The 26,978-nt window shown below is 38.7% G+C and carries 23 protein-coding genes; 15 read left to right on the forward strand and 8 right to left on the reverse strand.

The features are described 5' to 3' along the window. The first annotated feature begins 149 nt into the window (after window positions 1–149). From AC2IP4_RS17940 to AC2IP4_RS17975, 8 genes are all read left to right on the forward strand, one after another. Entirely contained in the window at window positions 150–509 is a 360-nt protein-coding gene (locus AC2IP4_RS17940) for a glutaredoxin family protein (protein WP_375319828.1), read from the forward strand. Between the two features lie 272 nt (window positions 510–781). Continuing rightward, window positions 782–1,009, forward strand: a complete 228-nt coding sequence (locus AC2IP4_RS17945; protein WP_486307370.1) for a hypothetical protein — start codon at window positions 782–784, stop codon at window positions 1,007–1,009. Window positions 1,010–1,254: 245 nt separating this feature from the next. Beyond that, window positions 1,255–2,160 carry a siderophore ABC transporter substrate-binding protein gene (locus AC2IP4_RS17950; protein ID WP_375319827.1) on the forward strand — a complete coding sequence of 302 codons (906 nt, stop codon included), beginning with the start codon at window positions 1,255–1,257 and terminating at the stop codon, window positions 2,158–2,160. A gap of 84 nt (window positions 2,161–2,244) precedes the next feature. Further along, the gene (gene vctD, locus AC2IP4_RS17955; RefSeq protein ID WP_151653874.1) at window positions 2,245–3,180 is read left to right on the forward strand and encodes an iron chelate uptake ABC transporter permease subunit VctD; all 936 of its coding nucleotides are present in this window, start codon (window positions 2,245–2,247) and stop codon (window positions 3,178–3,180) included. Beyond that, entirely contained in the window at window positions 3,173–4,123 is a 951-nt protein-coding gene (locus AC2IP4_RS17960) for an iron chelate uptake ABC transporter family permease subunit (RefSeq protein ID WP_375319826.1), read from the forward strand. Before vctD ends, AC2IP4_RS17960 begins: the two co-directional genes overlap by 8 nt. An 8-nt stretch (window positions 4,124–4,131) precedes the next feature. Continuing rightward, window positions 4,132–4,893: an iron chelate ABC transporter ATP-binding protein VctC gene (gene vctC / locus AC2IP4_RS17965; protein WP_375319825.1), complete on the forward strand. Its 762-nt coding sequence runs from the start codon at window positions 4,132–4,134 to the stop codon at window positions 4,891–4,893. 11 nt (window positions 4,894–4,904) lie between these two features. Further along, a complete protein-coding gene (locus AC2IP4_RS17970) occupies window positions 4,905–5,699 on the forward strand; it encodes a siderophore-interacting protein (protein ID WP_375320813.1) in 795 nt (264 codons plus the stop codon). 83 nt (window positions 5,700–5,782) lie between these two features. Further along, the gene (locus AC2IP4_RS17975; protein WP_375320812.1) at window positions 5,783–6,040 is read left to right on the forward strand and encodes an HP1242/YdcH family protein; all 258 of its coding nucleotides are present in this window, start codon (window positions 5,783–5,785) and stop codon (window positions 6,038–6,040) included. 260 nt (window positions 6,041–6,300) lie between these two features. Here AC2IP4_RS17975 and AC2IP4_RS17980 read toward each other — a convergent pair whose 3' ends face one another. The 4 genes from AC2IP4_RS17980 to AC2IP4_RS17995 all read right to left on the reverse strand — a co-directional run bounded on the left by AC2IP4_RS17980 (window position 6,301) and on the right by AC2IP4_RS17995 (window position 8,790). Then, window positions 6,301–7,197 carry a DMT family transporter gene (locus AC2IP4_RS17980; RefSeq protein ID WP_375320811.1) on the reverse strand — a complete coding sequence of 299 codons (897 nt, stop codon included), beginning with the start codon at window positions 7,195–7,197 and terminating at the stop codon, window positions 6,301–6,303. Window positions 7,198–7,319: 122 nt separating this feature from the next. Then, on the reverse strand, window positions 7,320–7,766 hold the full coding sequence (locus AC2IP4_RS17985) for a copper chaperone PCu(A)C (protein ID WP_375320810.1): 447 nt from the start codon (window positions 7,764–7,766) through the stop codon (window positions 7,320–7,322). Between the two features lie 29 nt (window positions 7,767–7,795). Further along, the gene (locus AC2IP4_RS17990) at window positions 7,796–8,353 is read right to left on the reverse strand and encodes an SCO family protein (RefSeq protein ID WP_375320809.1); all 558 of its coding nucleotides are present in this window, start codon (window positions 8,351–8,353) and stop codon (window positions 7,796–7,798) included. Continuing rightward, the gene (locus AC2IP4_RS17995) at window positions 8,350–8,790 is read right to left on the reverse strand and encodes a hypothetical protein (RefSeq protein WP_486310796.1); all 441 of its coding nucleotides are present in this window, start codon (window positions 8,788–8,790) and stop codon (window positions 8,350–8,352) included. The genes AC2IP4_RS17990 and AC2IP4_RS17995 overlap by 4 nt, the downstream gene beginning before the upstream one ends. A gap of 117 nt (window positions 8,791–8,907) precedes the next feature. Between AC2IP4_RS17995 and AC2IP4_RS18000 the strand changes: the two genes are divergently transcribed. The 3 genes from AC2IP4_RS18000 to focA all read left to right on the forward strand — a co-directional run bounded on the left by AC2IP4_RS18000 (window position 8,908) and on the right by focA (window position 10,741). Beyond that, window positions 8,908–9,471 carry a DNA-3-methyladenine glycosylase I gene (locus AC2IP4_RS18000; RefSeq protein ID WP_486310797.1) on the forward strand — a complete coding sequence of 188 codons (564 nt, stop codon included), beginning with the start codon at window positions 8,908–8,910 and terminating at the stop codon, window positions 9,469–9,471. 67 nt (window positions 9,472–9,538) lie between these two features. Then, complete coding sequence (locus AC2IP4_RS18005) at window positions 9,539–9,724, forward strand: hypothetical protein (RefSeq protein WP_486310798.1); 186 nt, start codon at window positions 9,539–9,541, stop codon at window positions 9,722–9,724. A gap of 168 nt (window positions 9,725–9,892) precedes the next feature. Beyond that, window positions 9,893–10,741, forward strand: a complete 849-nt coding sequence (focA, locus tag AC2IP4_RS18010) for a formate transporter FocA (protein ID WP_375320806.1) — start codon at window positions 9,893–9,895, stop codon at window positions 10,739–10,741. Between the two features lie 92 nt (window positions 10,742–10,833). Here the strand turns inward: focA and AC2IP4_RS18015 are convergent, their stop codons facing one another. Both AC2IP4_RS18015 and AC2IP4_RS18020 read right to left on the reverse strand, forming a co-directional pair. Next, window positions 10,834–13,881: an efflux RND transporter permease subunit gene (locus AC2IP4_RS18015; RefSeq protein WP_486310799.1), complete on the reverse strand. Its 3,048-nt coding sequence runs from the start codon at window positions 13,879–13,881 to the stop codon at window positions 10,834–10,836. A 2-nt stretch (window positions 13,882–13,883) separates the two neighbouring features. Then, the gene (locus AC2IP4_RS18020; protein ID WP_486310800.1) at window positions 13,884–14,999 is read right to left on the reverse strand and encodes an efflux RND transporter periplasmic adaptor subunit; all 1,116 of its coding nucleotides are present in this window, start codon (window positions 14,997–14,999) and stop codon (window positions 13,884–13,886) included. A gap of 182 nt (window positions 15,000–15,181) precedes the next feature. On the opposite strand from AC2IP4_RS18020, the gene AC2IP4_RS18025 reads away from it, so the two are divergent. Continuing rightward, on the forward strand, window positions 15,182–15,787 hold the full coding sequence (locus AC2IP4_RS18025) for a TetR/AcrR family transcriptional regulator (protein WP_486310801.1): 606 nt from the start codon (window positions 15,182–15,184) through the stop codon (window positions 15,785–15,787). 98 nt (window positions 15,788–15,885) lie between these two features. Here the strand turns inward: AC2IP4_RS18025 and AC2IP4_RS18030 are convergent, their stop codons facing one another. Then, window positions 15,886–16,806, reverse strand: a complete 921-nt coding sequence (locus AC2IP4_RS18030; RefSeq protein WP_486310802.1) for a polyprenyl-phosphate transporter — start codon at window positions 16,804–16,806, stop codon at window positions 15,886–15,888. Between the two features lie 134 nt (window positions 16,807–16,940). Continuing rightward, the gene (malT, locus tag AC2IP4_RS18035; protein WP_486310803.1) at window positions 16,941–19,646 is read right to left on the reverse strand and encodes an HTH-type transcriptional regulator MalT; all 2,706 of its coding nucleotides are present in this window, start codon (window positions 19,644–19,646) and stop codon (window positions 16,941–16,943) included. Window positions 19,647–20,042: 396 nt separating this feature from the next. Here malT and AC2IP4_RS18040 point away from each other — a divergent pair, with 396 nt between their 5' ends. From AC2IP4_RS18040 to glgB, 3 genes are read left to right on the forward strand one after another with little or no spacing between them, the layout of a single operon-like run. After that, on the forward strand, window positions 20,043–22,496 hold the full coding sequence (locus tag AC2IP4_RS18040; RefSeq protein WP_375320800.1) for a glycogen/starch/alpha-glucan phosphorylase: 2,454 nt from the start codon (window positions 20,043–20,045) through the stop codon (window positions 22,494–22,496). Between the two features lie 57 nt (window positions 22,497–22,553). Beyond that, entirely contained in the window at window positions 22,554–24,731 is a 2,178-nt protein-coding gene (gene malQ, locus AC2IP4_RS18045; RefSeq protein ID WP_486310804.1) for a 4-alpha-glucanotransferase, read from the forward strand. Between the two features lie 53 nt (window positions 24,732–24,784). Beyond that, the gene (gene glgB / locus AC2IP4_RS18050) at window positions 24,785–26,932 is read left to right on the forward strand and encodes a 1,4-alpha-glucan branching protein GlgB (RefSeq protein WP_375320798.1); all 2,148 of its coding nucleotides are present in this window, start codon (window positions 24,785–24,787) and stop codon (window positions 26,930–26,932) included. Window positions 26,933–26,978 lie beyond the last annotated feature (46 nt).

Here is a 26,978-nt window from a genome sequence, read left to right on the forward strand (position 1 = left end):
AAAAGTGATTTAATATGAAAGCCCCATTTAGAGTTTCCTCTACTTGGGGCTTTTTTGTATGTTCAATGAAATGAAACTGTTACAATCCACGCACTTCAAAAAGAAATAAAAATTATAATCATTAAAATTGCATTACTAGGAGAGTAAACATGAAATTAATTCGTTTCGTGCTTGGAAAAGTCATTTTAGGTTTGGATTGTGTATTTTCACCTTCAGGTGTAAAACGTGACCCAGCGAAACAAATAGAAATAGACGCAGAAACGGCGAACTATTCACTATACCAATTTGAAGCATGCCCATTTTGCGTCAAGGTTCGTCGAACTATTAAGCGTCAATCGCTAAAGATCGAGCTGCGTGATGCAAAAAATAATGAACAGCATAGATCTGAATTATTAGCGGGTGGAGGACGTGTAAAAGTGCCGTGTTTACGAATTGATAAAGATGGTGAAACAACATGGATGTATGAATCATCAGATATCATGGCTTTTTTAGAAGAAAAATACCCTTAAATCTCATGCGGTTAAGGTAATACTAAAGTAGTATAGTGAGGCGGGTCTATCTAGGCTCGCTTTTTTTTATGTTTTTTTTATGTGAAGATTTAAGTGTGTTATTTATAAGAATTGATTGTTAATAGTTCTATTACTAATCGTTTTTATTACTTTATGAGACTCAAGTCACAAAAAGCTTGGTTTTAAGTTACGGTTCAGTTAAACTGTCTTACGTGACTTGATTCACAATAAAATAAAAACACATTAGGCTAGTTATTATGGAAAAAATGAGTATGACTCATAAATGGTCAATTAAAAATTGTCCCAAGGATATAGAGAGCCAAGTTTTATCTGTTATTGGACTAATCGATAAGAAAGGTTCAGCATCAGACATTGATCTCTGCAAGATCTTTGGTGAAGTTCTATGGAGTGATGGGAAGTATTTCAATTCTCACGCATTTCGCTTCTTATTTGATCATGAGACTCTTTCATGTGAAGTAACGAAGAGACACTTACACTAAAGTAAACAAGCTATGTATTTTTTAAGGCCATTATTATTCCCCAATAATGGCCTTTTTTAATACTTAAATATTTTATAATTACCTGTCATATCTACTTTTCTATAGCGCACATTGACATTATTTTTTCTTTATCCCTACATATAGTGCGCCTTTACAATCTTTACTTTTTTATTCTAGCGAATGAGAGTGATTTTCATTATAGTAATAACTTAAATACGAATGGTTATCACTTGAGTGTAAAGAATATGAAAAAAAGTATCGCTACAATGTTATTTGGTTTAGTGGTTTCTGCATCAAGTTATGCTGAAACTATTACCGTTTCTCACCAACTAGGTAAAACAACGCTTGAAACAAAACCTCAACGTGTTGTTGTGATTGGAACAGGAACTTTAGATGCCATTGACTATTTTGGTATCAAGCCAGTAGCGGTTACTCAAGCAACCACAATGCCTCCATATCTATTAAAGTACACAACAAAAGAGTTTGCTTCTTCTGGTAGCTTAAGTGAACCAGATTTTGAAACGATTTATATGCAAAAGCCAGATGTGATCATTATTGGCTCTCGTGCTGTTAAAGCCTATAAAGAGTTATCTGAAATTGCACCAACAATCGTATTTACTGCAGATTCAGAAAGCTATTGGGGGAGTACACAGCAACAATGGCGTATGCTAGGTAATGTATTTGAAATTCAAGATAAAGTTGAAGCAAAAATAGCGAGTGTAGACTCAGAGTTTAAAGCGATTGCTGAACACAATAAAACGAATAATGTTGCAGCGTTAACGGTAATGAGTGCAGGCGGTAATATTACGACTTTCGGTGCGCAATCTCGTTTTTCTGCTATCTATAAAGATTTTGGTTTTAAAGAAGCAGTAACAGGCATTAAAGAGTCTCGCCATGGTGATTTAGTTTCGTATGAATTTATCCGTGACGTAAACCCATCAAATCTTCTTATTGTCGATAAAGACAAACTAATTAATAAAGATAAAAGTCGCACACGTGAAGAGTTTGCTAACCCACTGGTGAAAGCAACCGATGCCTATAAAAATGACAGCTTAACGTATCTTGATATCAATGCATGGTATCTAGCAGTTGCAGGCGTTACAGCAACAGACCAAATGATTGCTGATGTAAAACAATCTATCCATCTTTAAGTTTGATCGTTATTTATTTTTAATTCCACTGTAAAGCGTGCTATTTCTTTGAGATAGCACGCTTTGTGCAGGCTGAGGTTAGCTTTGAAAAAGTTATTGCTTGTTCTTATTGTGTTGAGCTTTGCTTCGGTATTTATCGGTGTTGCTGATTTGCCGTTGTCAGCTATTTTCCGAGGAGATACAGAAGCTCTAGAACTCCTTGTTGTAAGTCGTCTCCCACGTTTATTGGCTATTCTTCTATCTGGAGCAGGTTTGAGTATTGCTGGGTTAATCATGCAGCAGATAAGTCAAAACCGATTTGCAGCCCCATCAACCTCTGGCACCATTGAGTGTGCAATGTTGGGTTACGTATTAAGCTTGGTGATCTTTGGACATGGCGATAACTTGTTGCTGATTTTCGCAATGGCGATTGGCGGTACACTTCTTTTTATTCAATTCATTCATCGTATTCAATTTAAAAATGCTATCTATGTACCCTTAATCGGCATCATTTTTGGTAACGTTGTCTCTTCTGCTGCAACCTTTGTCGCTTATAAATACGATGCAGTTCAGAACCTTTCTGCATGGACGGTTGCGAACTTCGCGAACATTCTTCAAGGCAACTATGAGCTGTTATACATTGCGGTGCCAATTTCAGTGATCAGCTATTGGTACGCGACGCGTTTATCTGCCGTTGGTATGGGGAAAGATTTTGCGACCAATATTGGTTTGAAGTACAAGCAAATTCTATTTCTCGGCATTATTTTAGTTTCTGTTATGTCAGCAACGGTAGTGATGATTGTCGGTCAATTGCCTTTCCTTGGCTTAATCGTACCAAACTTAGTTGCTCAGTTTTATGGTGATAACCTACGAAGAAACATCCCTCTAACGGCGATTGTTGGCGCAATATTGATCCTTGTGTGTGACGTTGTAGGACGTGTGATCATTTTCCCTTATGAAATCCCAATCTCTATGATCATTAGTATTCTTGGTGGAATGGTGTTTATTTTCTTTATCGTTAAAGGTAAACAAAATGTCTGATTCAATTAAACTAACGGCATTGGCATTCATAACCGTTTTATTCACCTTTTTGTTTATTGGTATTGGGCTTGATGCTTCCAATTATGAGTATTTTTTGTCTCGTCGAGTGCCTAAAGTATTGGCGATGATTTTAGCCAGTATTGCGATTGCACAGTCGTCTTTAGTATTTCAAACCATTACGCATAACCGTATTTTAACACCAAGTATTATGGGGTTTGATGCCTTGTATTTACTGACTCAAGTATTGGTTGTGGTTATTTTTGGTAGCTTTAGTATTTTCCTATTAAACCCATTTGTTAACTTTGCTATGTCAGTTGTGATAATGGTCGGGTTTTCTTTATTGTTATTTGGTTTTTACTTTAAGAAAAACAACAGTAATGTCATTACCTTATTATTGCTTGGTGTGATTTTTGGACAGCTATTTTCTAATGTGTCGTCATTTTTTATGATGTTGGTTGATCCAAATGATTTTGCGTCAATTCAATCAAGTATGTTTGCTAGCTTTAATAATATTAACAAAGAGTTAGTTTATTTTTGTGTTATCCCATTATTACTAATTAGTGCTGTGTTATTTCGAATGTCTAACGTGCTTGATGTGTTCTGGCTTGATAACGATAACGCGACCAGTTTAGGCGTTGATGTGGGTAAAATAACCAAGCAAGTGCTTATTTTAGTGGCTATCTTAATTTCGGTATCTACTGCGTTAGTTGGTCCAGTGATGTTCTTTGGTTTATTGGTGGCAAACTTAGCAAAAGAGTTTTTCAATACCTATCGTCACCGAACTTTGCTACTGGGAAGCAGTTTAATGGCAATGTCGATGTTGCTTTCAGGGCAATGGGCGATTGAGAACATCTTTAAATTTGAAACGACATTAAGCGTAGTGATTAATTTTATCGGTGGTTTGTACTTCTTATCACTGTTAGTTAGACAAAAAATTCAATAGAGAAACGTATGATTTCATTATCTCAACTTTCAAAATCATTTGGTCAGCAAAAAGTGGTTGATCAAGCTTCTGCTTCTTTTATTAAAGGTGAAGTGACGTCGATCATTGGACCTAATGGCGCAGGTAAAAGTACCGTGCTATCTATGGCAAGTCGCTTATTGGCCAAAGACAGTGGCAGTGTGCTCATTGAAAACCAAGAAGTGGTGGATTGGGACACAAAAGCCTTAGCGAAAAAACTAGCAGTGCTTAGACAATCAAACAATTTAAACATGCGCTTTACGGTGCGTGAGCTTGTTGCCTTTGGTCGGTTTCCTTATAGCCAAGGTAAGCTAACAAAGCACGATAATGAAGTGATGGATAAGGCGATCAATTATTTAGATCTTGCTCCTATTCAGAATAAGTACTTAGATCAATTAAGTGGTGGACAGCGTCAATTGGCATTCATTGCCATGGTGGTTGCACAAGATACGGATTATGTCTTTTTAGATGAACCGTTAAATAACCTAGATATTAAGCATTCATTGCAAATCATGAAAAACATTAAAACGTTGGCTCATGAATTAGGAAAAGCCGTAGTGATAGTGATTCATGATATTAACTTTGCATCATGTTATTCCGATAATATTGTGGCGCTTAAAAAAGGCAAAGTGGTGGCAAATGGTACCGTTGCTGAAGTGATCAGAAAAGAGGTGTTATCAGAAATATACGAAACTGAATTTGATATCCATGAAGTTAATGGGCAGCGCATTTGTATGTACTACGGTCAATAAAGGATTAAATAATGAATAAGAAACCCTCACCACGCGTATTAACGGTTATTAATAGTACTCAACTAACTGAAAACATGCAGCGCATTACGTTTAAAGCCAAAGATCTTTCTAATTTTGACATGGAAAGTGAAGGCGGTTACATCAAACTGATGTTTAATGAAAATGGCGGTACGGATCTTTCTGGAATAGCAGAAGGCACTCGTCCTATGATGCGTACTTATACCGTGCGTAATTTGAGAAAAGAGCAGAATGAGCTAGATGTGGATTTTGTTCGCCATCATCATGAGAATACAGAGATAAGTGCTGAAACAGGCGGCTTTGCTTCTGCTTGGGCTCAGAATGCCGTAAATGGTGATACGATTTCAATCGCCGGTCCAGGAAGTATTAAAGGACTAAACGCAGAGGCGGATTGGTTTTTCTTAGTGGCAGATATGACAGCGCTACCTGCTTTGTCTGCAAAGCTTGAAGCACTACCAGCAACAGCGGCAGGGTATGCAGTGATTGAAATTAACCATGAATCAGATAAGCAGGCTTTAGTTAAACCACAAGGCATTGAACTAGTGTGGGTGCTGAGATCTGATGCAACTAGCTTGACGGACACAGTGCAATCACAAGAGTGGAAAACTGGTCGAGTTGCTGTATGGAGTGCTTGTGAGTTTAATCAAATGAGAGCGCTTCGTGCATATTTCCGTAACGAAAAAGAAGTCGATAAAGACGATCTTTATATCAGTAGTTATTGGAAAGAAGGCTGCACTGAAGATGGGCATAAAGTAGCAAAGCATGAAGATCAATTAGCGGATGCTTAAGATTAACTTTGCGTGATGCACCACATTTCTTTAGATTGTTTACACCTATACTGGTAAACAATCTAATAGAAAAGGAAATGCCAATGCTAAATGAAAACCATGCTTTTATCTTAGATTTTCCAGAGCTTAAATTAGACATTGTTCAGCTAAATCATGACGATCCCGCATTCAAAGTTGAACTTCAAAAATACCACCAATTGGATTATGACATTCGAGAGCTTGAGATATCAGGCAGTCCGATTGATGATGAAAATATGAATCAACTTAAACATCAGCGCATGGAGTTAAAAGATACCCTGTATAATCAGCTGACTAAGCATCACGAGATGGCGAGTAACTAATCTCCATTTAATACCAATCTTAGTAAATAACTGATCATCCTAACTGGTTAAAATGCTCGATAACTGCGTTGAAATTTTTGATTGTAGAATAACTACTTATCAAAAAATTTCGTCTTGTTCTCAGGCATTTTTCCTTCGCTAGTCCTGATCACTTACTTACTGTGATTGGTATAATTCTTCAGTAACAATTAACGAATACCCACAAAAAAGCCGACTCATAGACAGTCGGCTTTCTTATATCATGTTGCTACTAACAATAATTACGCTTTGATAAGTAAGCTTGCTTCTTGTTTGGCTTTTTTGGTTTTAACTTGAGCTAAGATAACACCAGAGATAACCATTAACCCGCCCATTAAATGGTAGCTCTCAATCTTCTCATCCAACAGGATTGCAGCAAGTGATACAGCAACTACTGGCAATAAGTTCATGAACATCGCACTTGATTCAGCTCCAATGACATCAATCGCTTTTACCCACATCCAAGGCGCTAAAATAGACGCAGCAATAGATGCATACATGATTAATGGGATAGAACTTTCTGTTGGTAATAAATTCTCGCTGGTTAGCCATAGTGGAGCGAGCATAGCCACTGCAAATACACCTTGCATATAAATTAACTGCCAACTTGTAATTGGCATTTTCCAACGTTTTAGTAATACACAATAAGTTGCGTAGCAAAGCGCAGCAATGACCATTAAACCATCACCTTCTGTAATAGGTTGATGTAAAAAGAACGTAATATCACCATGACCAAGCATAAAAGTAAGACCTGCCAATGAGATTACCGCACCAACAATACTTAATTTAGAAATACGTTTACCTAGTAGGGGTAAGCTAAGAAAAATACTGATTAACGGCACTAAAGAAGTAATCAATGACATGTTAGATGCAGTGGTTGTTAAACCGGCGTAATAGCCTAAAGATTGGTTTAACACCATGCCAAGTAGCGCCAAAAATGCCAACTTAGAAAGGTAAGGGCGAATAACATGACGAGATTTTATGACAGAAGGCAAACAAAATGGAGTCAATAAAAGCATTGCAAATGCCCAACGATAAAAGCTCATAGCACTTGGTTCTATAGCCGATGCAGCCATTTTATTGATGATAGAGTTACCACCCCAGATCAGGACGGTAAATAGAGGTAATAGATAATACATGTGATCTGCATCTCGTTAATAGGTAATGAGATGCAGTTTGACAGGTCTATTAGAATATATATATCTTTAATCAGACATTTTGATTTAGTAGAAAGACATTATGATACTAAACCAGATTACGGCTACATTTTGTGTTTCATTCCAGCCATTACTTTTTTCACTGGTGCTTTGAACTGTTCTTTATCACCATTTTTAAAGTTTAGTGTTACGTCAATAAATTCTTTCTCTTTTAACGGGCCTGTTAATTCAAAAAGCATAATGTGTAATCCACCCGGCTTTAAAACTGTGTCAGCATTCTTTGCAATTGTCATTGATTCAACTTCACGCATTTTCATCATGCCATCAGTTTTTATAACAGTATGCAACTCAACTTTGTTTGCGGCTGAGGTTATGGCTGATACCAGTGTTCTATCTTTATCCCCGCCATTTTTAATTGTCATGAAGATTGCACTATTTACCGCATTCGGTGGAGTTGCACGTGCGTATGGATTCTCAATAACTAACTCACTTTGAGCAAAAGCGGTTGAACTTAGTAACAGTGCACTTAGAGCAAAGATTGTTTTTTTCATTAGATATTCCTTTAAAGGGTTATGGTCAATTATTGTGAAAGAGAAAGTATTGTTTCTACGATTGGATCTGGCGTCGTGGTGTGGGGTACTTTTGTTATTAATGTACCGTCGGGTTTTAAAAAGTAAAAATAAGAAGAATGGTCAATCGTATATTTTAAAGCAGAGTCTGCGAGCTCTGTTTTATGAAAGATAACGTTATAGCGATCAGCTAATGTTGTCACTGCCTCTATAGATCCAGAGCTACCTTCGATGGAGGAATGAAAGTAGTGAGCATATTCGGCGGAATGCTCAGGACTGTCCCTTTCAGGATCGAGAGTAATAAATATTGGACGAAATTGAGTTAGTGTGTTGTTGTTTATTTGATTTAATGCTCCAGAAAGCATGGCAAGAGAGGTTGGGCATACATCAGGACAACGAGTAAAGCCAAAATAAACGATGCGGATACGAGGATCACTAAGGTCAAAAAGATCGATTTTTTTATTTTCTAACCCGTAGAGTGTTGAATCTGCTTTTGAATAGGATAGATAGGTTTGCTTAGCGCCAAATCCTAATAGGATGAGTGCGATAATAAGTATGAATTTTTTCATTGTACGACCTTTAATGAAATAGGAACTGAGTTTGAACCGTTACTGATGCTTCCAACCCATGTCATGGTATTTTGGGTACATATTGGCAATAGAATCTCGCCTTCATAGGTTTGATTTGTTGTTCTATGCAATTGAAAGTGAGGATTTCCCATTGACATATCAAGCCCCTCAAGAGAAACAATAATATTTTCAGTTGTAGAATTTGGCCAGTTAACGGTAATCGCGCTAGGCTCTAAAGGCGTTAATACGTCTCTTTCTAATCTAATTTGGACGCCGTTTTTTGCGCAAATATCACTAGATAGCTGACAGCTTTCCTCAACAGTGACTGGTGGAGTTAGATGACTTTTTATTAATGTTGTTAATTCTGAGAAGAAGAAACCAATAATGAATAAGGCGATTACCGTTAAAATTTTAATTGCAGAAGTAAGCATTTTCATATGGATAATCGTTCAAAGAGAAAGTATGTAAATGGTAACATAAGGTAAATTCTGGATAGAATACTTGTTGTGGTAATGTGAGCTTAGTTAATAACCTAAAGCAAAGGTGAATGAGAAATGAACAAAAAACGATGTGAATGGGCTGAAGTATCGGATCTTGATCGAAATTATCATGATAATGAATGGGGTGTGCCAGTTTACGATGAACGTAAATTATTTGAATTCTTAACCTTAGAAGGCGCACAGGCAGGTTTAAGTTGGTCGACTATTTTAAAGAAACGTGAAGGCTATCAATTGTTATTTGATAATTTTGATATTGTAAAAATCAGCCAGTACGATCAAGTAAAAGTAGAAGCTTTAATGTTAGATGCACGCATTGTACGTAATCGATTAAAAATTAATTCGGTTATTACCAACGCTCATGCATTTATCAAAATCCAAAAAGAGTTTGGTGGCTTCTCTCAGTATCTATGGAGTTATGTTGAGAATAAAGCGATTATAAATCATTGGACAACAATGGCTGAAGTACCCGCAACGACAGAGTTGTCGGATAAAGTAAGTAAAGACTTAAAGAAGCGTGGTTTCAAATTTGTGGGATCCACTATTTGTTATGCATTTTTACAAGCGACAGGTGTCGTCAATGATCATTTGGTTAATTGCCCTTGTTATGTTAAAAAGTAACATGTAGATAACATTTAAGTGTTGGTGACTTAAATGATGGGAGAGTAATAGAAAGGGAGGGACAATTATGGATAAAAAATCCTTACCAAACTCAGACGAAACAATTATAGAAACTGTGGATATTGATGGGACGTACCAAGAAGAGTTACGTAAAAAGGAAGAACGACGTAATTATCCCTCAAAACCTGTCTTGTATGAGAGAAGATTTAAAGAAGATCGTCGCTATAAAGATAAGATAGATATCAAAATATAAATCTTATATTTACTTATTGAGTGTGAACTAGGTCTCGTTTTTTATATTTGTCAGGTCGTTGTAAATTTTCTCATTTTAAATGCTTGCAAGTCCGAAAATCGCTTGTATTCCATACAAAATAGGAGGATTATCCGATTTCCTTTTCACTTGTATCAAAATGTTTCTACTATGAACCAGTTCGACTCTTTATTACCGCCACAAATGGCTGAACGCGCTGCTGAAGTTGGCGTAGCAAAAGCAACTAAAGATCCATTTAAATCATTCTTATTAGCCATTACCGCTGGTATACACATTGGTATTGCTTTTATATTTTATACTACGGTAACCACTGGTGCTGAAGATATGCCTTGGGGGATGACTCACTTTGTTGGTGGTCTAGCTTTTAGTCTTGGCCTGATTTTAGTAGTTGTTACTGGTGGTGAACTATTTACCAGTTCGGTGTTAACATTGGTTGCTCGTGCAAGCGGTAAAATAAGCTGGAAAAGTTTATGCGCTAACTGGGCTGTTGTTTATATTGGTAATTTCATTGGTGCTATGCTGCTAGTTGGCATCATGCTAGTTGCAAAACAATACATGAGTGATGGCGGTGCTGTTGGTATTAATACCATGAAAATTGCACAACATAAATTGCATCACGGTTTTTGGCAGGCGGTTGCGCTAGGCCTTATGTGTAATGTTTTAGTGTGTGTTGGTGTATGGATGACATTCTCTGGTCGTACATTAACGGATAAAATCTTAGTAATGATTCTTCCTGTTGCTATGTTTGTTTCAGCGGGCTTTGAGCACTGTATCGCAAACATGTTTCAAATCCCAATGGCTGTCGGTATTAAAACATTTGCATCTCCTGAATTTTGGGCGGCAAGTGGTTATTCTGCATTAGATTTTACAGACTTAACATTAAGTAATTTTGTTATTAATAACCTTATCCCTGTGACGATTGGTAACATCATTGGTGGTGGTATCTTCGTTGGTATGGGTTACTGGATCATCTATTTACGTGAGCCAAACCATCATTAATTTGATGCGTTAACTGCTTATGTAAATTTTAGATAAAGAAAAGGAGCGTATTGAACGCTCCTTTTTTATGCCTGTTATTTAGTAATTTTCAACTAGTAGTTTACCTTGATTCTAAAGAACATTGCATAAAAGAGTGGGATAACCACTAATGTCAGTATGGTTGCGAACAACAAACCAAACATAATAGTCACCGCCATGCTTTTAAAGAACGGATCGATAAGCAAGGGAGCAACACCAAGTATGGTTGTTAGTGCTCCGAGTAATACTGGTCTTGCACGGCTTAATGACGCATCAATAATCGCATTATAAGGGTGCTTACCATTTGCTACTTCCACATCCGCTTGGTCTACTAGTACTATCGCATTTTTCACCATCATGCCGATAAGACTTAAAAAGCCCAGTATTGCCATAAACTCAAATGGCGTTTGGAATACGATTAACCCAACCGATACACCGATAATGGCTAAAGGTGCCGTTAACCAAATAACCAATGGCTGACGTAATGCGTTGAACATGAAGATCACAGATAAAATCATCGCTGCAAACCCATAAGGTGCTGATATTACCAAGCCTTCATTCGCGTCTTTAGAGGCTTTATATTCCCCATACCAAATTAACTGATATCCAGATGGAAGTTCGATAGCTTCAATTTTCTCTCTTACCTGTTTAAAGGCATCCGCAGTCAGTACGCCCGGTGCTGGGTCAGCTTGTACTAAAATGGTCGGCATTCGATCAATACGGCGCAGAATGGCATCTTCCCAAACTAAGTTTGATGATTCAATAAGCTGGCTTACTGAGATAAAACTGCCGGTTGTTGGGCTAAAGACCTCTGTATTTTCTATCGCACGTTGATGGTTACGCTCTGTTTCTGGTGATCGAGCCACAATCGGAATTAAGTCATTACCTTCACGATAAACACCAACGTTTCGCCCTGATAATGTTTGAGCGATGGCTTTATTTATCTCTTGTGTTGTTAATCCAAATTGTTGTGCTTTTTCTTCTGAAAATTGAGGGCGTAGCACTGGCACTTGTTGACGCCAATCGTCTTGTACTGCAATCAATTGTGGGTCATTAAGCATGATCGCTTTTGCTTGCTCTGCTAATTGACGCAACACATGGCTGTCTGGGCCTTTAAATCCGGCTTCAATTTTCTTACCGCCGCCGCGGCCTAGCATGAATTTCCATACTTTAATCGACGCATTGGTGTATTTTGCATCCAACTCAGTTTGAAGTTCAACCAACAGTGGAGCAATGTTTCGATAGTCATCAATATCAATCAGTAGCTGGCCATAACTTGGGTTTCGCGCTTCTGGTGAGTAGGTTAGCATGAAGCGTAAACCGCCACCGCCCACAAAACTAGTGATATTAGTGATGCCTTCTTTTTGTTTTACATCTTGCTCTATGGCCGCAATAGTTTGCTCTGTACGCTTAATGTCTGACCCTTGCGGTAAATAGACATCAACCACAAATTGAGCACGTTGAGACTCTGGCATAAAGCCCGGTGGAATATAACGAACACCATAAATAGAAGTAAACAAAACAACCAATAAAAGACCTAGGCTGATACCGCGATGCGCTAATACCCACGTTAATAATTGACGGTATTGTTGACTAATACGGCTTGGTGGTGCTTGGTTATCTATTGCTTTCACGGTTAGAAAATCGTGGCATAGCATTGGCGTGATTGTAATCGCAAATACCCAACTTAATAGCATTGAGTATAAAATCACCCAAAATAGAGATCCTGCGTATTCGCCCATGTCTGATGGAGAAAGACCGATAGCGCTGAAAGCACAAATACCTACAACCGTACCGCCTAAAAGAGGCCATTTAGTTGCATTAACGACATCTGAAACGATCTCATCACGGCTGTCATTTGGAGTGGTTTGTAAACGCACTAAAATACCGTCAGTGACCACAATCGCATTATCTACCAGCATACCCAATGCGATGATCAATGCACCCAAAGAGATCCTTTGCATTGCGATGTCTTGGATTAACATGATGCATAATGTACCTGCAACCGTCAGTAGCAAAACAAAGCCAATGATGATGCCTGAGCGTAAACCCATAAACAGTAATAAGACAACAAATACAATCACAACAGCGGCAATGAGGTTATCAATAAAGTTAGTTACCGACGCACGAACCGAATCCGATTGCATAGAAATGACATTCAGCTCTATCCCTAATGGACGTTGACCTTCTAGCTCTGCAATACGCGCTTTTACGGCATCGCCCATATCAACCACGTTACCGCCTGATACGTTTGAAATACCAAAACCTACGGCACGCTCACCATTGTAACGAACCAGCATAGACGTCGGCTCTTGGTAGCCACGAGTAACCGTTGCAATGTCACCTAAACGAAGGACAGTATGATTATTCCCAAGGCTTACTTGCAGGTTATTTAAGTCATCAATTGAGTTAATCCCTGAGTTTGGGATCACAGGAATACGCATTGCATCTGTTTCAATGCTTCCGGCAACCGTTACGATGTTTTGCTTTTGTAGTACCTGATACACTTTCTCTGCAGACACGCCAAATTGCGCCATACGTTCGCTCGACATTTCAACGAAAATGGTTTCTTGGCGCTCGCCTAGTGTTGCTGTTTTTGCAACGCCAGGGACAAGAACAAGTTCACGGCGCAAATCATCGACATAATCTTGCAGTTGTTTGTCACTAAAGCCTTCGCCTGTTACGGCAAAGAACAGCGAGTACACATCAGAAAAGTCATCATTAACAATTGATGCGCTTGCTCCTGGTGGTAATTGGCGTTGTGCATCCCCAATTTTACGACGCAGTTTATCCCACACTTGTTGTAAAGCGGCTTGGCTTTGAGCAAATTCAAGTTTGATTTCAACCGTCACTTCAGACATGCCTTGTTTAGAGACAGATTTCACTTCTTTTACTTCTTGAAGTGATTGAACGGCACCTTCAATAATGTCGGTTACTTCGTCTGATACTTCCTGAGCGGTTGCGCCAGAATAAGGAGTATTGATTACTGCTTGGCGAATGACAAATTCAGGATCTTCAAAACGACCTAGTTTTAAATAGCTTAAGTAACCACCAAATAAGATCAGAGTGATAAGCACCCACACTGAGGTACGTTTAGTAATTGTATAACGTGCAATGTCCATTTCTATTCCCCGTCACTCATTGCTGATTGTTCAGAATAGGGTTTTACGATCATGTCGGTTTTAATGCTAGTAACACCGGCAATGATAATGCGTTCATTCATTTGCAAGCCTTGAGTAATAACCACTCGGTTTGCCAGTAATTCACCGGTATTAACCGTGCGTTGCTGTACTTGATTTTGAGCATCAACCACCCACACAAATTGACCGCCTTTGTTATCTGGTACGATAGCAGTTAAAGGCACTGTAATGAGAGTGTTCTCTTCTGCTGAGTCTTTTGGATACACAGGAGTCACTTTTACTGTCATGCCCGGTAATACATTAAAGCCGCTTAATTCTTTAAACGTTAGTACTACTGGGTAGGTTTGCGTTATTGGGTCTGCTTGGGTGCCATAGGTACTTAATACAAGAGGAAAGCGCACATTAGGAACAGCACTGATTTGAGCAATCGCTTCAGAGCCTTTTAATTCGCCTAACATGACACTGTCTGGAATATTGATAAGTACTTCTAAGTTATCAAGATCATGAATGGTCAATACTGGGCTATTTGCTTGTATTTGTACATGATTATCGACCATCTTACGACCAACAATACCATCAAAAGGAGCGGTCAATTGGGTGTACTCTAATTGACGTTTTGCTTCTTCTAGTCGATTTTTAGCTAGGTTATAGCGAGTGCTTAGTGTGTCTAAATCACTCTTAGCAATGGCTTGGCTTTTTTCATAAATCGCTTTGCCACGGTTGTATTCTGCTTGGCTATTTTTATATTCAACACGCGCTGACTCTAATGCCGTTTTCGCATCACGAGGATCTAATTGCGCTAGTAATTGTCCTTTGGTTACCTGTTGGCCCTCTTCAACCAGCACATTAATAACACGTCCATTCATTCTAAAAGCTAAATCAGCACGTTCGGCAGAGCGTACAACACCGTTAAAGCGTAATTGCGCATTTATACTTGGGCTAATCACTTCAATAAGTGCAGGGCGAATAGTGTCGACTTTTGTTGTTTCTAATTGTGCTTCGTTTGAGTCACAACCAGAGATCATTAGTGTGCCAATCGCAAGGCTGACAGCCAGTACGGTTTTCTTCATTAACATAACAGTCGAAATACGTGAATTCATTGACTCATTCCTCATGAAAAGAGTGATTGGTTGAACATAAAATAATCGAGTAAATCATTTTTTTAATTACTAAAGTAAACTCGTGAGTTTATTTTATGGCTAAATCATCACAAAGTAAACTCTTGAGTGTACATTTTTATTTTGAATGGGTAGAATGTTCTAAATTTAGTGATGGAGGGACTATGAAAAAACTGACACGATCACAGCAAAAGCACCTTGATATTATCAATGCGGCAAAAGAAGAATTTATTGAACACGGTTTTCTTGCTGCCAATATGGATAGAATTACCGCCTCGGCTGAAGTGTCTAAACGTACCCTCTATCGTCATTTTGAAAGTAAAGAAGTGTTATTTGAATCGGTATTAACCATTATTAATGACTCAGTAAACGAAAACGTTTCTTATCAATTTGATGAAGAGAAAAGTACCGAAGAGCAATTGAATGATATTGCTTATAAAGAGATAGAAATACTTTATCAAACCTATGGTATTTCCCTTGCTCGTACCATAGTTATGGAATTTTTACGTCAGCCAGATATGGCCAAAAATTTAATAAAAAATATCTACAGTATTCGAGCGATAACGCAGTGGTTCAATATGGCTATTGAAGCTGGTCGATTAAAGAATGTCGATTCAAAATTAATGACAGATGTGTACGTGAGTCTGTTTCAAGGCTTGCTATTTTGGCCGCAGGTAATGAATTTAGATATTGAACCGACAGGTGATGCGGTGAAAAGTAAGGTCGATACGGTAACGTCTATTTTTATTCAATCTTATGGTATTAAGTGAGATTGATTTTTTACCATAAAAATGGCGGTGAAGATAAGGTGTATAACCTTTCCTTTCTCCGCCATTTTTGTTTCTATAGCTTGTTCAAAAAATACGTATTACTTGTCGCTTCTCTTTGCGTAGATTTCTAAACCAACCACCAAACCGATACCTAGAATCACACCAACAACAGCAAAGCCAATAAGCGCAGGTTGCTGTGTTACTTGCTCATAGTCAAATGGAGATAGGTTGTGTTCAATTAAAGGGGTTTGTTCACCTTTTGAGTTCACGCGCCATTCAATCACTTCTTTCCAAGGCCAAATTTTACCTAGCGTACCTACCATTAACCCCGTTAAAAAGATTAAGGTAATATCACGGAATTTTCTTAGTAAGAAAGATAAAACATGAGAAAAGCTTAATAGGCCAATGACACAACCTGAAGCAAATAGTCCCATAGTGACCAAATCAAGAGACTTTACGGCACCAAGAACAGGGCTGTACATACCAATAAGCAGAAGAATAAAGCTGCCTGAAATGCCAGGTAAAATCATGGCACAAATGGCAATTGAACCAGCAAGAATATAAGTAAAGGTTGATGGTGTCATTGTCATTGGGTTTAGTACCGTAATGCTATAAGCAAACGCGGCTCCTGCCAATAACATAACAAAACGATCTAATGACCATTTCTCAATTTGCTTAGCGATATGAATAATGGAGATGATGATCAAGCCAAAGAAGAATGACCACAGAGGAATGGGATGCGTATGCAGCATCCATGTGATGAATTTTGCGAGTGTTAAAATGCTCGTTAAAATACCACCAAAAAGAGAAATAAGGAAAAAACCATTAATGTGAGCAAATGCTGCTTTAAAGCCTTCGCGTTTCCATAATCCGAAGATAGAAGGATTTATACGTCGAATGCTTTCTAAAAGCGTGTCATAAATACCAGCAATAAAGGCAATCGTACCACCAGATACTCCAGGAACAACATCAGCTGCGCCCATTGCCATACCTTTAAAGAATGTCGTTAAATAGTTCATTTTAGCTCTATATAAATGAAAAAAAACTTATGCATAATGCACGAAGGTACGTGATTATACATAAGTTTTTGTATAAAAAATGTCGTAAAATTAATTATCCCAATATTACTAACGAGATAATAGCTAGTATGTGATTACTTCATCATACTAACTAGCTCATCAGCCATAGCAATTGCTGCCTTTCTATTCGCTAAATTTAACTTTTGGTATAAATTTCGAATATGGGTTTTTATTGTAGTAGGGGCAACATCAAATTCAACCGCAATTTGCTCATTACTAAACCCTGAATAAATTAAGCCAAGCACTTGCCACTCTCTATGGGTGAGAGGACTGGTACGGATCAGTTCTGGGACTTCTGGATTATTGACGACCTTTTCAATGAAAGCCTCATCAAAATGCGCAGAACGAGCCCGTTCATTATTGGATAATGCTTTCTGTAGTTGTTCAATTCGGTGTTTTTCAAGTTCAGTGATGTTTCCCTTTTGCTGCAATTTAGCTAAAGGTTTTAAAATATTTCTTCCGGCCATTAGGAAGCTACCAATAATACCCGTTTGATTTGATTGTTTAATGGCAAGATGCATCGCTTCAATAGACTCACTAATTTGCTTGTTTTCATACAATAGAACCGATTCCATAATTGCATTACGATTAATATCAGTTATTAATTTATGTTGCTGTGCAATGATCTGTGATGCTTTTAGGGTATTTATCGCGGTTTCGATATCGCCTAAATGGAAATGTGCGCGTGCGATATTGCGCCATTGAAGTTGAGTAAAGTGGTTACAACGAGTCTCTGGTTTTTCAGTATGAGCTAACCAATAGCTAATGGCTTCGGTATTCCCTTTTGCTTGCCAATAGAATAGCTGGGCAGAAGAAGCATTGGCTTTCCAATCGATATGGTAATCAGCTTGACTTAACAATTGCTGACACTTCTCAAGATATCGCTCTGCTTTATCTAACTCTCCACGAGCAACAGCCAGACGTGCTAACATTGAATACCCACGTAGGTGTTTAGTTTCATCAAATGGGGAGAGTACGTCTAACCCCTTCCATGTATATTGTTCTGCTTCATCAAATCGAAACCAGAACCAGTAAATTTGAGCTCGTGCACGTAATAAAAATTCATGCAATGGCAACTGACCTAAGTCTTGATCTTTAATTAATTTAAATCCGTTATCTTGTAAATCAAAAGCTGCTTGCATAAAACCTTGAGCCATTAAGATTTCACTTTGTTGCAAGATCGCCCATAACGCTTGATGATAAATACCATACGTCATGGCCATTTTTTCAGTTTGTTGCATCAATGCAAGTGCTTGTGCAAGGTTACCGGATACATGGTGATACTCACCAATGACTGATGTGGCGACAATACGACTACGGTATTTATTGGTTTCTAATTCTTCAAGGGCTTTTTCTGCAAAGGCAAGAGCAGCTTCAGGGTCATTTTTATTGATGGCAACTTGAGCGCGCAGGGCATCAAGCTCACCTTGCATATGCCTATCTAACGTAATATTCCGTTGAGACATTTCTCGCTGACCTTCAGAGATCAAGTCATCTACTTGTAAATAGTTGTGCTGGCTCTGTGCTAACCATGCACGAATAATAACCAATCGAGGTGAAGTAAATAATACCTCTGGTTTAAGTGCCTTAATCGTTGATTCAAGTAACGTAAGTTCGCCATTATTAAATAGATGCCAACCATGTTGAGTCAGTATCTCAGCGATTAAAGTATCGTCGTGGGCATTTTTGGCATGGCGTAGTGCTTGGTAAATATTATTATTAGATAACCAGGCATGAGCGGCTTTTTGTTGCAGCTTGACTTCTTCATGCGCGAGATGGTTTTGGCGTTGATGTGTTAAAAATTCAGCAAATAAATTATGGAATTTATACCACTCACCTTTTTCACCATCACTATTAATAAATAAGCCAAAACGATTTAAGTTTTCTATTAATAGTTGAGCATCGTTTCGTCCTGTCACATTTGTTAATAACTGAGTACTAAAATGTTCAAATACGGCACAGCGCATTAAGAATTGTTGTGTTTCTTTATCTAAATGGTCAAAGACTTCCTCTGCAAGATAGTCCCACAAATGAGCATGATTAAGTTGCTCCATTGCTTGAGCTGAATTACTTAAAGACTGATTATTTTGAATACTATGCAAAGCGATTAATTGTAAGGCTGAGGGCCAACCTTCGACGTGTTCTCGAACATGGGTAATTGCTTCTTGATCTATATCGTCATTGAGGCGTTGATTGAAGAATAAAGATGTTTCAGATTGATCAAACGCTAGGCTTTGATTGTCTATTTCAATTAATAGATCTCGAACACGTAAATTTGCTGTGTTAAGAGGAGGCTGGGAGCGACTAGTAATAACAAGAGTAAGATTATCAGGTAGGTGTTTAAGGAAAAACTTTAAACCTAAATGAATCGCTTCATTGGTGATTAGATGATAGTCATCAAGTACAAAATACGCTTCATCTTGAAATGGAATTAACTCAGTAAAGACTTGAGAAAATAAACTTGATAAAGAAGCAAACTGACGTTTTTCGGTTAATGCTTTGGAGTGTTGAAGTTCTAACTCGGTAGCATTGCTGATGGTTTGGATAAAGTACTTTGCGAATTTGAATTCATCATTATCGCCTTCATCGAGGCTGTACCAGCCAGTGGCTTTTTTATTTGATAGCCATTGTGCCGCCATTGTCGTTTTACCGTAGCCTGCGGGAGATCGAAACAAAACAAGCTTGTAATGCATTGCATCAGACAGTGTATCTAACACTCGTTGTCTGATGATTGCGTTATGCAAGCGCCTTGGGAAATGTAATTTCGATGGTATTAACATAATTATTGTTCTTCTTAAAAATACTAAGAAGATTATCCTCAATAATGAGAAAAAAGGTATCCTCTACGCCCTGTAAATGTGATCTAAGTTCTCTTTTAGTTATGGTTTAATTTATAAATCAAGCGCTTCTATTACGGTGTTGAATGTAATTTTCTTAATGTTTAAAAATGTGATCTTGTTATCATTTTGTGTTTTATGCTGTAAAAGTGTGTTTATTATCACGCCTAATCTCTCTGTAAGCCTACAAAGTTTGAGTTTTGTCACACTATCTTTTCTTCTTTTAACTACGCCTTATTCTGTTTTATTCTCCTCCCCCTTAGGAGGAGGATGTGGCCCCTAGACGAAACAGGCAGGATTGATAACAGTTGATTTATGAACTTTCGTGAGAGACAAAAGATGAAAAAGAACAACATCAAAAAATTTGATAAAGCGGCATTTCAAGCTTCTGTAAAACAGCATTTGGTAACAACTTTTGGTGCTGATGAAAAAACAGCAACATCAAAAGTATGGTACTTAGCCATGGGCAAAGCCCTAGCTGAACTGACGACGTTTGATCTTGTTAACACTGAAAATGATGAGAAAATTAAGAACGCACGAAGCGTAAACTACTTATCATTAGAATTTTTGATTGGTCGTTTAACAGGAAACAACCTAATTAGCATGGGTCTTTACGAAGACATTACGAATGCAATGGGTGAACTAGGACATAATCTAACTGATTTATTAGAAGAAGAGCGCGATCCTGCACTAGGTAATGGTGGTCTTGGTCGTTTAGCTGCGTGTTTTATGGATTCTTTGGCTGCACAAGAGTTTCCAGCTATTGGTTATGGTCTTCATTACGAATACGGTCTGTTCCGTCAATCTTTTGAAGATGGACGCCAACAAGAAGCACCAGATGCATGGTGTGGTGTCGAGGGTTATCCGTGGGAGGTTGCACGTCCAGACTTCGCTCAAAATGCAGGATTTTACGGTCATGTAGAGACACATATTGTTGACGGTGAAGAGAAGCGTCGCTGGGTTCCTAGTATGTCAGTAGAAGGCATGCCTTGGGATTTACCAATTGTAGGTTATGAAAGCGACACAGTTTACCCATTACGTTTATGGGAATGTCGTGCAAAAGCACCTTTCAGTCTAGCAAGTTTTAATAATGGTGATTATTTTGAAGCGCAACATGCGTTGATTGATGCGGGTAACGTAACGAAAGTCTTGTACCCTAATGATAACCATGAAAAAGGTAAAACACTGCGTTTAATGCAGCAATACTTCCATTGTGCATGTTCTATTGCGGATATTTTGCGTCGTCATGATGCGGCAGGTCATAAAATTGAAGATCTTCCAAAGTACGAAACGATCCAATTAAATGATACACACCCAACAATTGGTATTCCTGAGTTGATGCGTATTTTAGTGGATGAGCGTAATTTAACGTGGGATGCGGCTTGGACTATTTGTTCTAAGACGTTTGCTTACACGAATCACACATTACTTCCTGAAGCATTAGAAACGTGGAGCGAATCGCTAATTTCTCGCTTGCTTCCTCGTCACATGGAAATCATTTATCAGATTAACTACCTGTTCTTAGAGGGCGTGAAACTTAAATGGCCGGGTGATGTCGATAAACTGCGTAAGCTTTCTATTATTGAAGAAGGCACACACCGAATGGTACGCATGGCTAATTTATGTGTAGTGTCTTCTTACGCAGTAAATGGCGTAGCGGCACTTCACTCAGAGTTAGTTAAGCGTGATTTATTCCCTGAGTTTAATGAATACTTCCCAGGTAAATTAACGAACGTAACGAATGGCGTAACGCCTCGTCGTTGGTTGAAGTTCTGTAACCCGGGTCTTTCTAACTTGATTTCAACGAAAATTGGTAATGGTTGGCCTGCAGATTTAGATCAATTGCGTGATATCGCAAAATTTGCTGATGACGCGAAATTCCAAAAAGATTTCATGGCAGTTAAGAAGCAAAATAAACAACGTTTAGCTGATTGGGTTCAAGAGAACATGGGTATTGAATTAAATACCGACGCAATTTTTGATGTTCAAATCAAACGTTTGCACGAATACAAACGTCAGCACTTAGATCTGTTAAATATTCTTTCTTTATACCACCGTATTCTGAATGAACCAGGCTTTGATATGCATCCTCGTGTGTTCTTCTTTGCAGCGAAAGCAGCACCGGGTTACCACTTAGCAAAAGAGATCATCTTTGCTATTAATAAAGTGGCAGAGAAAGTAAATAACGATCCTCGTGTATCTGATTTCTTAAAAGTGGTCTTCATTCCTGATTACCGAGTGAGCATGGCTGAAATCATCATTCCAGCAGCTGACGTTTCTGAGCAAATCTCTACTGCAGGTAAAGAAGCATCGGGCACTGGTAATATGAAAATGGCGTTAAACGGTGCACTGACTGTCGGTACGATGGATGGCGCAAACGTTGAGATCCGTGAAGAAGTTGGTGATGAAAACATCTTCATCTTCGGTCTGGATGTTGATGAAGTGGAAGCGCTTAAAGCGTCTGGTTACAACCCATACAAATATTATGAAGCCGATTCATTACTGCAAGCATCGTTAGATCTTCTTGCTGGTGATGAATTTACTCCAGGTAAAGTGGGTCTGCTATCTGCAACACGTGATAATTTACTTTACGGTGGCGACCCATATTTAGTATTGGCTGACTTTGCTGATTATGTTCGTGCTCAAAATGATATTGATGCGGCATATCGCGACCAAAAACAGTGGGCAAAAATGGCTATTTTAAACACTGCTCTTGTAGGTAAATTCAGTTCTGACCGTAGTATTCGCGATTATGTAAATAACATCTGGAAACTAGAAGCGGTAAAACGTTAATTTGATTTAGAAATAGATAAATGAGGGCAGTATTATGCTGCCCTTGGAGAAAAAGCGATGAAAGATAATAATGTACTACATCAAATCGCAGAGCAGGCTGGGCTAGCAAATAGTTACGTAAGTGCTTGGGGCGATGAAGCAAAAGTCAGTGATGAGACCTTAACTCGTTTACTGGCTTCTTTAGGTTATGACACTAAGAATGATAAAACATTGATTACGTCTTCTGAAAAAATGCAGAAGAAAGAGGTGTTAGCGGCAGTAAAAGTTATTAGAGATAACGAACCTCTGCATGTTGAGATGCACCTAGGTAAAAGTGCGCGTATTAGTGAATTCAGTTGGAAAGTAACGACAGAAGAGGGCGAGATCCTTGAGGGGTACTTACAATCTCAAGTTGTTGCTGATGATCGTGATAATGGTGGTGTATTATTATTTTCTTTACCAATTTTACCTTGGGGTTACCATACATTAGAGATTATTCGCAAACGCCGTAAAACACCGTATGTAATGACATTGATTGTTACTCCAAAAGTGTGTTTTAAGCAAGATGCGATCAATCAAGGTAAAAAAATGTGGGGGCCAAGTGTTCAACTTTACACTTTAAGAACCTCTCATAACTGGGGGATTGGTGATTTTGGCGATCTTAAACAGCTTGTTGGTGATATTGCGAATCGTGGTGGTGATTTTGTGGGACTCAACCCAATCCACTCATTGTTTCCTGCAAACCCTGAAGGCGCAAGTCCATACAGCCCATCGTCACGTCGTTGGTTGAATATTTTATACATTGATGTGTGCTCAGTACCTGAATTTGCATTATGTAATCAAGCTCAAGAGTTAGTGGGTAGCGCTGAATTTCAACAGCGATTAAATGAAGCGCGCCAATCTCATTGGGTGAATTACACGGAAGTGTCATCTCTTAAAATGAGCGTATTACCTTTTCTTTTTGAAGAGTTTAAAGCGCGTCATATCGACAAAAACAGTGCTCGTGCAGATGCCTTCTTAGCATTTGTAGAAGAAGGTGGAGAAAGTTTGCTTCATCAATCAGCTTTTGATGCTCTGCATAATACGCTTTATACACAAGATCAAAACATTTGGGGATGGCCTGTATTCCCAAATGAACTACAGCATTTTGATAATAAACAAGTACAGCAATTTATTACGGATAACAGTGAGCAAGTTGATTTATACATGTACTTACAATGGATCGCATTTACACAGATTAATGACGTTCAGCAGTTTGCCGAGAAAAAAGGCATGGACGTAGGTCTGTATCGTGATTTGGCTGTTGGGGTTGCTGATTCTGGTTCTGAAACGTGGGCAGATCATGGAAATTTATGCCTAGATGTAAGCATTGGTGCTCCGCCAGATATCTTAGGTCCACTAGGTCAAAACTGGGGTTTACCACCATTAAATCCCCATGCATTGCAAGCGACAGCTTATGAAGCGTACATCGAATTACTGCGTGCCAACATGAAAGCTTGTGGTGCATTGCGTATTGACCATGTATTAGGGCTATTACGTCTGTGGTGGATCCCTAAAGGGGAAAATGCAACTAAAGGCGCATACATGTACTACCCAGTAGAAGACATGTTGTCTATTTTAGCCTTGGAAAGCCATCGTTATGAGTGCTCTGTGATTGGCGAAGATTTAGGTACCGTTCCTGATGAAATCGTTGATTTACTGGCTGACGCTGGCATTCACTCTTATAAAGTGTTCTTCTTTGAAACAGCAGAAGATGGTGGCTATTACTCTCCAACACATTACCAAGAGCAATCAATGTCTGCGTTGTGTACGCATGATATGCCAACTTTGCGCGGCTTCTGGCATTGCGATGATTTAAAAATGGGTGAAGAAATTGGCTTATACCCAGATGCGGAGCAGTTAAAAGCGTTATTCGAAACTCGAGCGGAGTCCAAGCAAGAGATCTTAAACAGTGTTGATTTCCATGGTTTCTTACCTGAAGGCGTTGGTCGTGATGCGTCTTATGTTCCTATGGATAGACATTTAAGTGATGCACTTCAGTATCATTTAGCAGCAGGATCGAGCACGCTTCTCAGTTTACAGCTTGAAGATTGGCTAGAAATGGATAAACCAGTTAACATACCGGGAACTGTTGATGAATATCCAAACTGGCGTCGTAAGTTATCAATTACCTTGGATGAAATATTTAATCGCCAAGAAGTAAATGAGTTAACTAAGCGTTTAACTGACATTCGAGCTCAAGCTAGCCGAAAATAATAGGAGTATTTACGTTGAACTTACTTGTTGAACGTAAAGAAAAGGACATTTACATGCAGCTCGAAAGGGCTGCATTTTCAGATCCATTTTCTTTTCTAGGTCCACAATATCAATCTAAAGACATAGCGTTGCGTGTTTGGCTTCCAGGAGCCACTTCAGTAAGCGTTCGTCTCGAATCACATTCTGATTATCCTCTCAGTCCTGAATCCTCTTGTTCTGGTATCTTTGTTCTAAACCAATCGCTTGATCTTACAAGCTTGCATTATCAACTTGTGGTTGACTGGAATGGAACAGAACAAATTATTGATGATCCGTATCAATACCATAATATCTCTCCAACTGATGCTCAAGCTCATACGCCAAAAGAGATGTATAACCATTTAGGCGCACATTTAATGTCGGTTGAGCGAGATGGCAAGAAAACTCAAGGCGTACGTTATGTTGTCTTTGCTCCTAATGCTTCCTCTGTCAGTGTTATTGGTGATTTCAACCAATGGGATGGCCGTCGGCATTTAATGCAACGCATAGATAATGGACTTTGGGCGTTATTTATCCCTGAACAAACAGCAGGAACCAAATATAAATTTGAGCTAAAAGGACCGAATGGGGAAGCATTGCCTCATAAAATGGACCCATTTGGTGCTTATAACGAGCAATACCCTTCTTTTTCTTCTGTGGTTTATGATCAAAAAGAATATCAGTGGCAAGACAGCACATGGCAAACTCGTCCTGTAACTCAAAAGCAGAAAGAAGCGTTATCTTTTTATGAATTACATGCTGGTTCATGGAAACGAAACGAACAGGGCGATTTTTTAACCTATCGTGAATTAGCTGAGCAGTTAATTCCATATATCGTTGAGATGGGTTATACGCACATTGAATTGATGCCAGTTTCAGAGCATCCGTTTTATGGTTCATGGGGCTATCAACCTATTGGTTTATTTTCTCCAACGAGTCGTTTTGGTACACCTAATGATTTCAAATTCTTTATTGATCAGTGCCACCAAGCGGGTATCGGTATCGTTCTTGATTGGGTCCCAGCACATTTCCCATCAGATTCGCATGGCTTAGCGAACTTTGATGGTACATCATTGTTTAATGATCCAGATCCACGTCGTGGTTGGCATAATGATTGGCAGAGTTTTATTTACAATTATGACCAACAGCACGTACGTGAGTTCTTAGTCTCAAATGCTTTGTACTGGTTTGAACATTTCCATATTGATGGTTTACGTGTTGATGCTGTTGCGTCAATGCTTTACCTTGATTATTCACGTGATGATGGTGAGTGGATCCCTAACTGGGATGGTGGTAACCATAACCACGGCGCAATAGCCTTGTTAAAATGGATGAATGAAGAAGTATATTCTCATTATCCAAATGCAATGACTATTGCCGAAGAATCAACCGCATTCCCTGGTGTTTCTGCACCAACATTTGATGGTGGTTTAGGTTTTGGTTTTAAATGGAATATGGGCTGGATGCACGATAGCCTTAGCTATATTCAAGAAGATCCAATTCACCGACGTTATCACCATGACACCATTACTTTCCCAATGGTATATGCATTTAGTGAAAATTATGTATTGTCACTTTCTCATGACGAAGTAGTGTATGGCAAAGGCTCTATTCTAGATAAAATGCCGGGTGATGAATGGCAGAAAACAGCTAATATGCGTGCGTACATGGGGTATATGTATGGACAACCAGGTAAAAAGTTAAACTTCATGGGTGCAGAGATCGCTCAAAGTGCGGAATGGGATCATGACAGTCAATTACAATGGTTTTTAACGCAATTTGAACGCCATTCTGGTATGCAATCTCTAGTGCGAGATCTAAATAAGATGTATACGTCTGAGCCTGCATTATATCAAAATGATTGTAGCCCTGTGGGTTTTGAGTGGCGTTTGCAAGACGAAGCTGAAATGAGTGTACTCGCTCATGAACGCTTAGGTGATAACGGTGAACGTATTTTAGTTATTAGTAACTTCACGCCAGCACCAAGAGAAAATTTCCGTTTAGGTATGCCTGTTGAAGGCGATTATGAATTGATTTTAAATAGTGATGCTAACTTCTATGGTGGCAGTGGTTACACTGTCGTTAGTGAGGTGAAAACAGAATCTATTGAGTCTCAAGGTCTACCACAATCTATTTCAATCACATTGCCTCCATTGTCGACAATGTTTTATCGCTTGAAGTAACGATTCAGTTCTAAATAATGAGGATCCCTGAATAATTATGTTGTTC

The sequence above is a fragment of the Aliivibrio thorii genome (genome assembly GCF_057368585.1).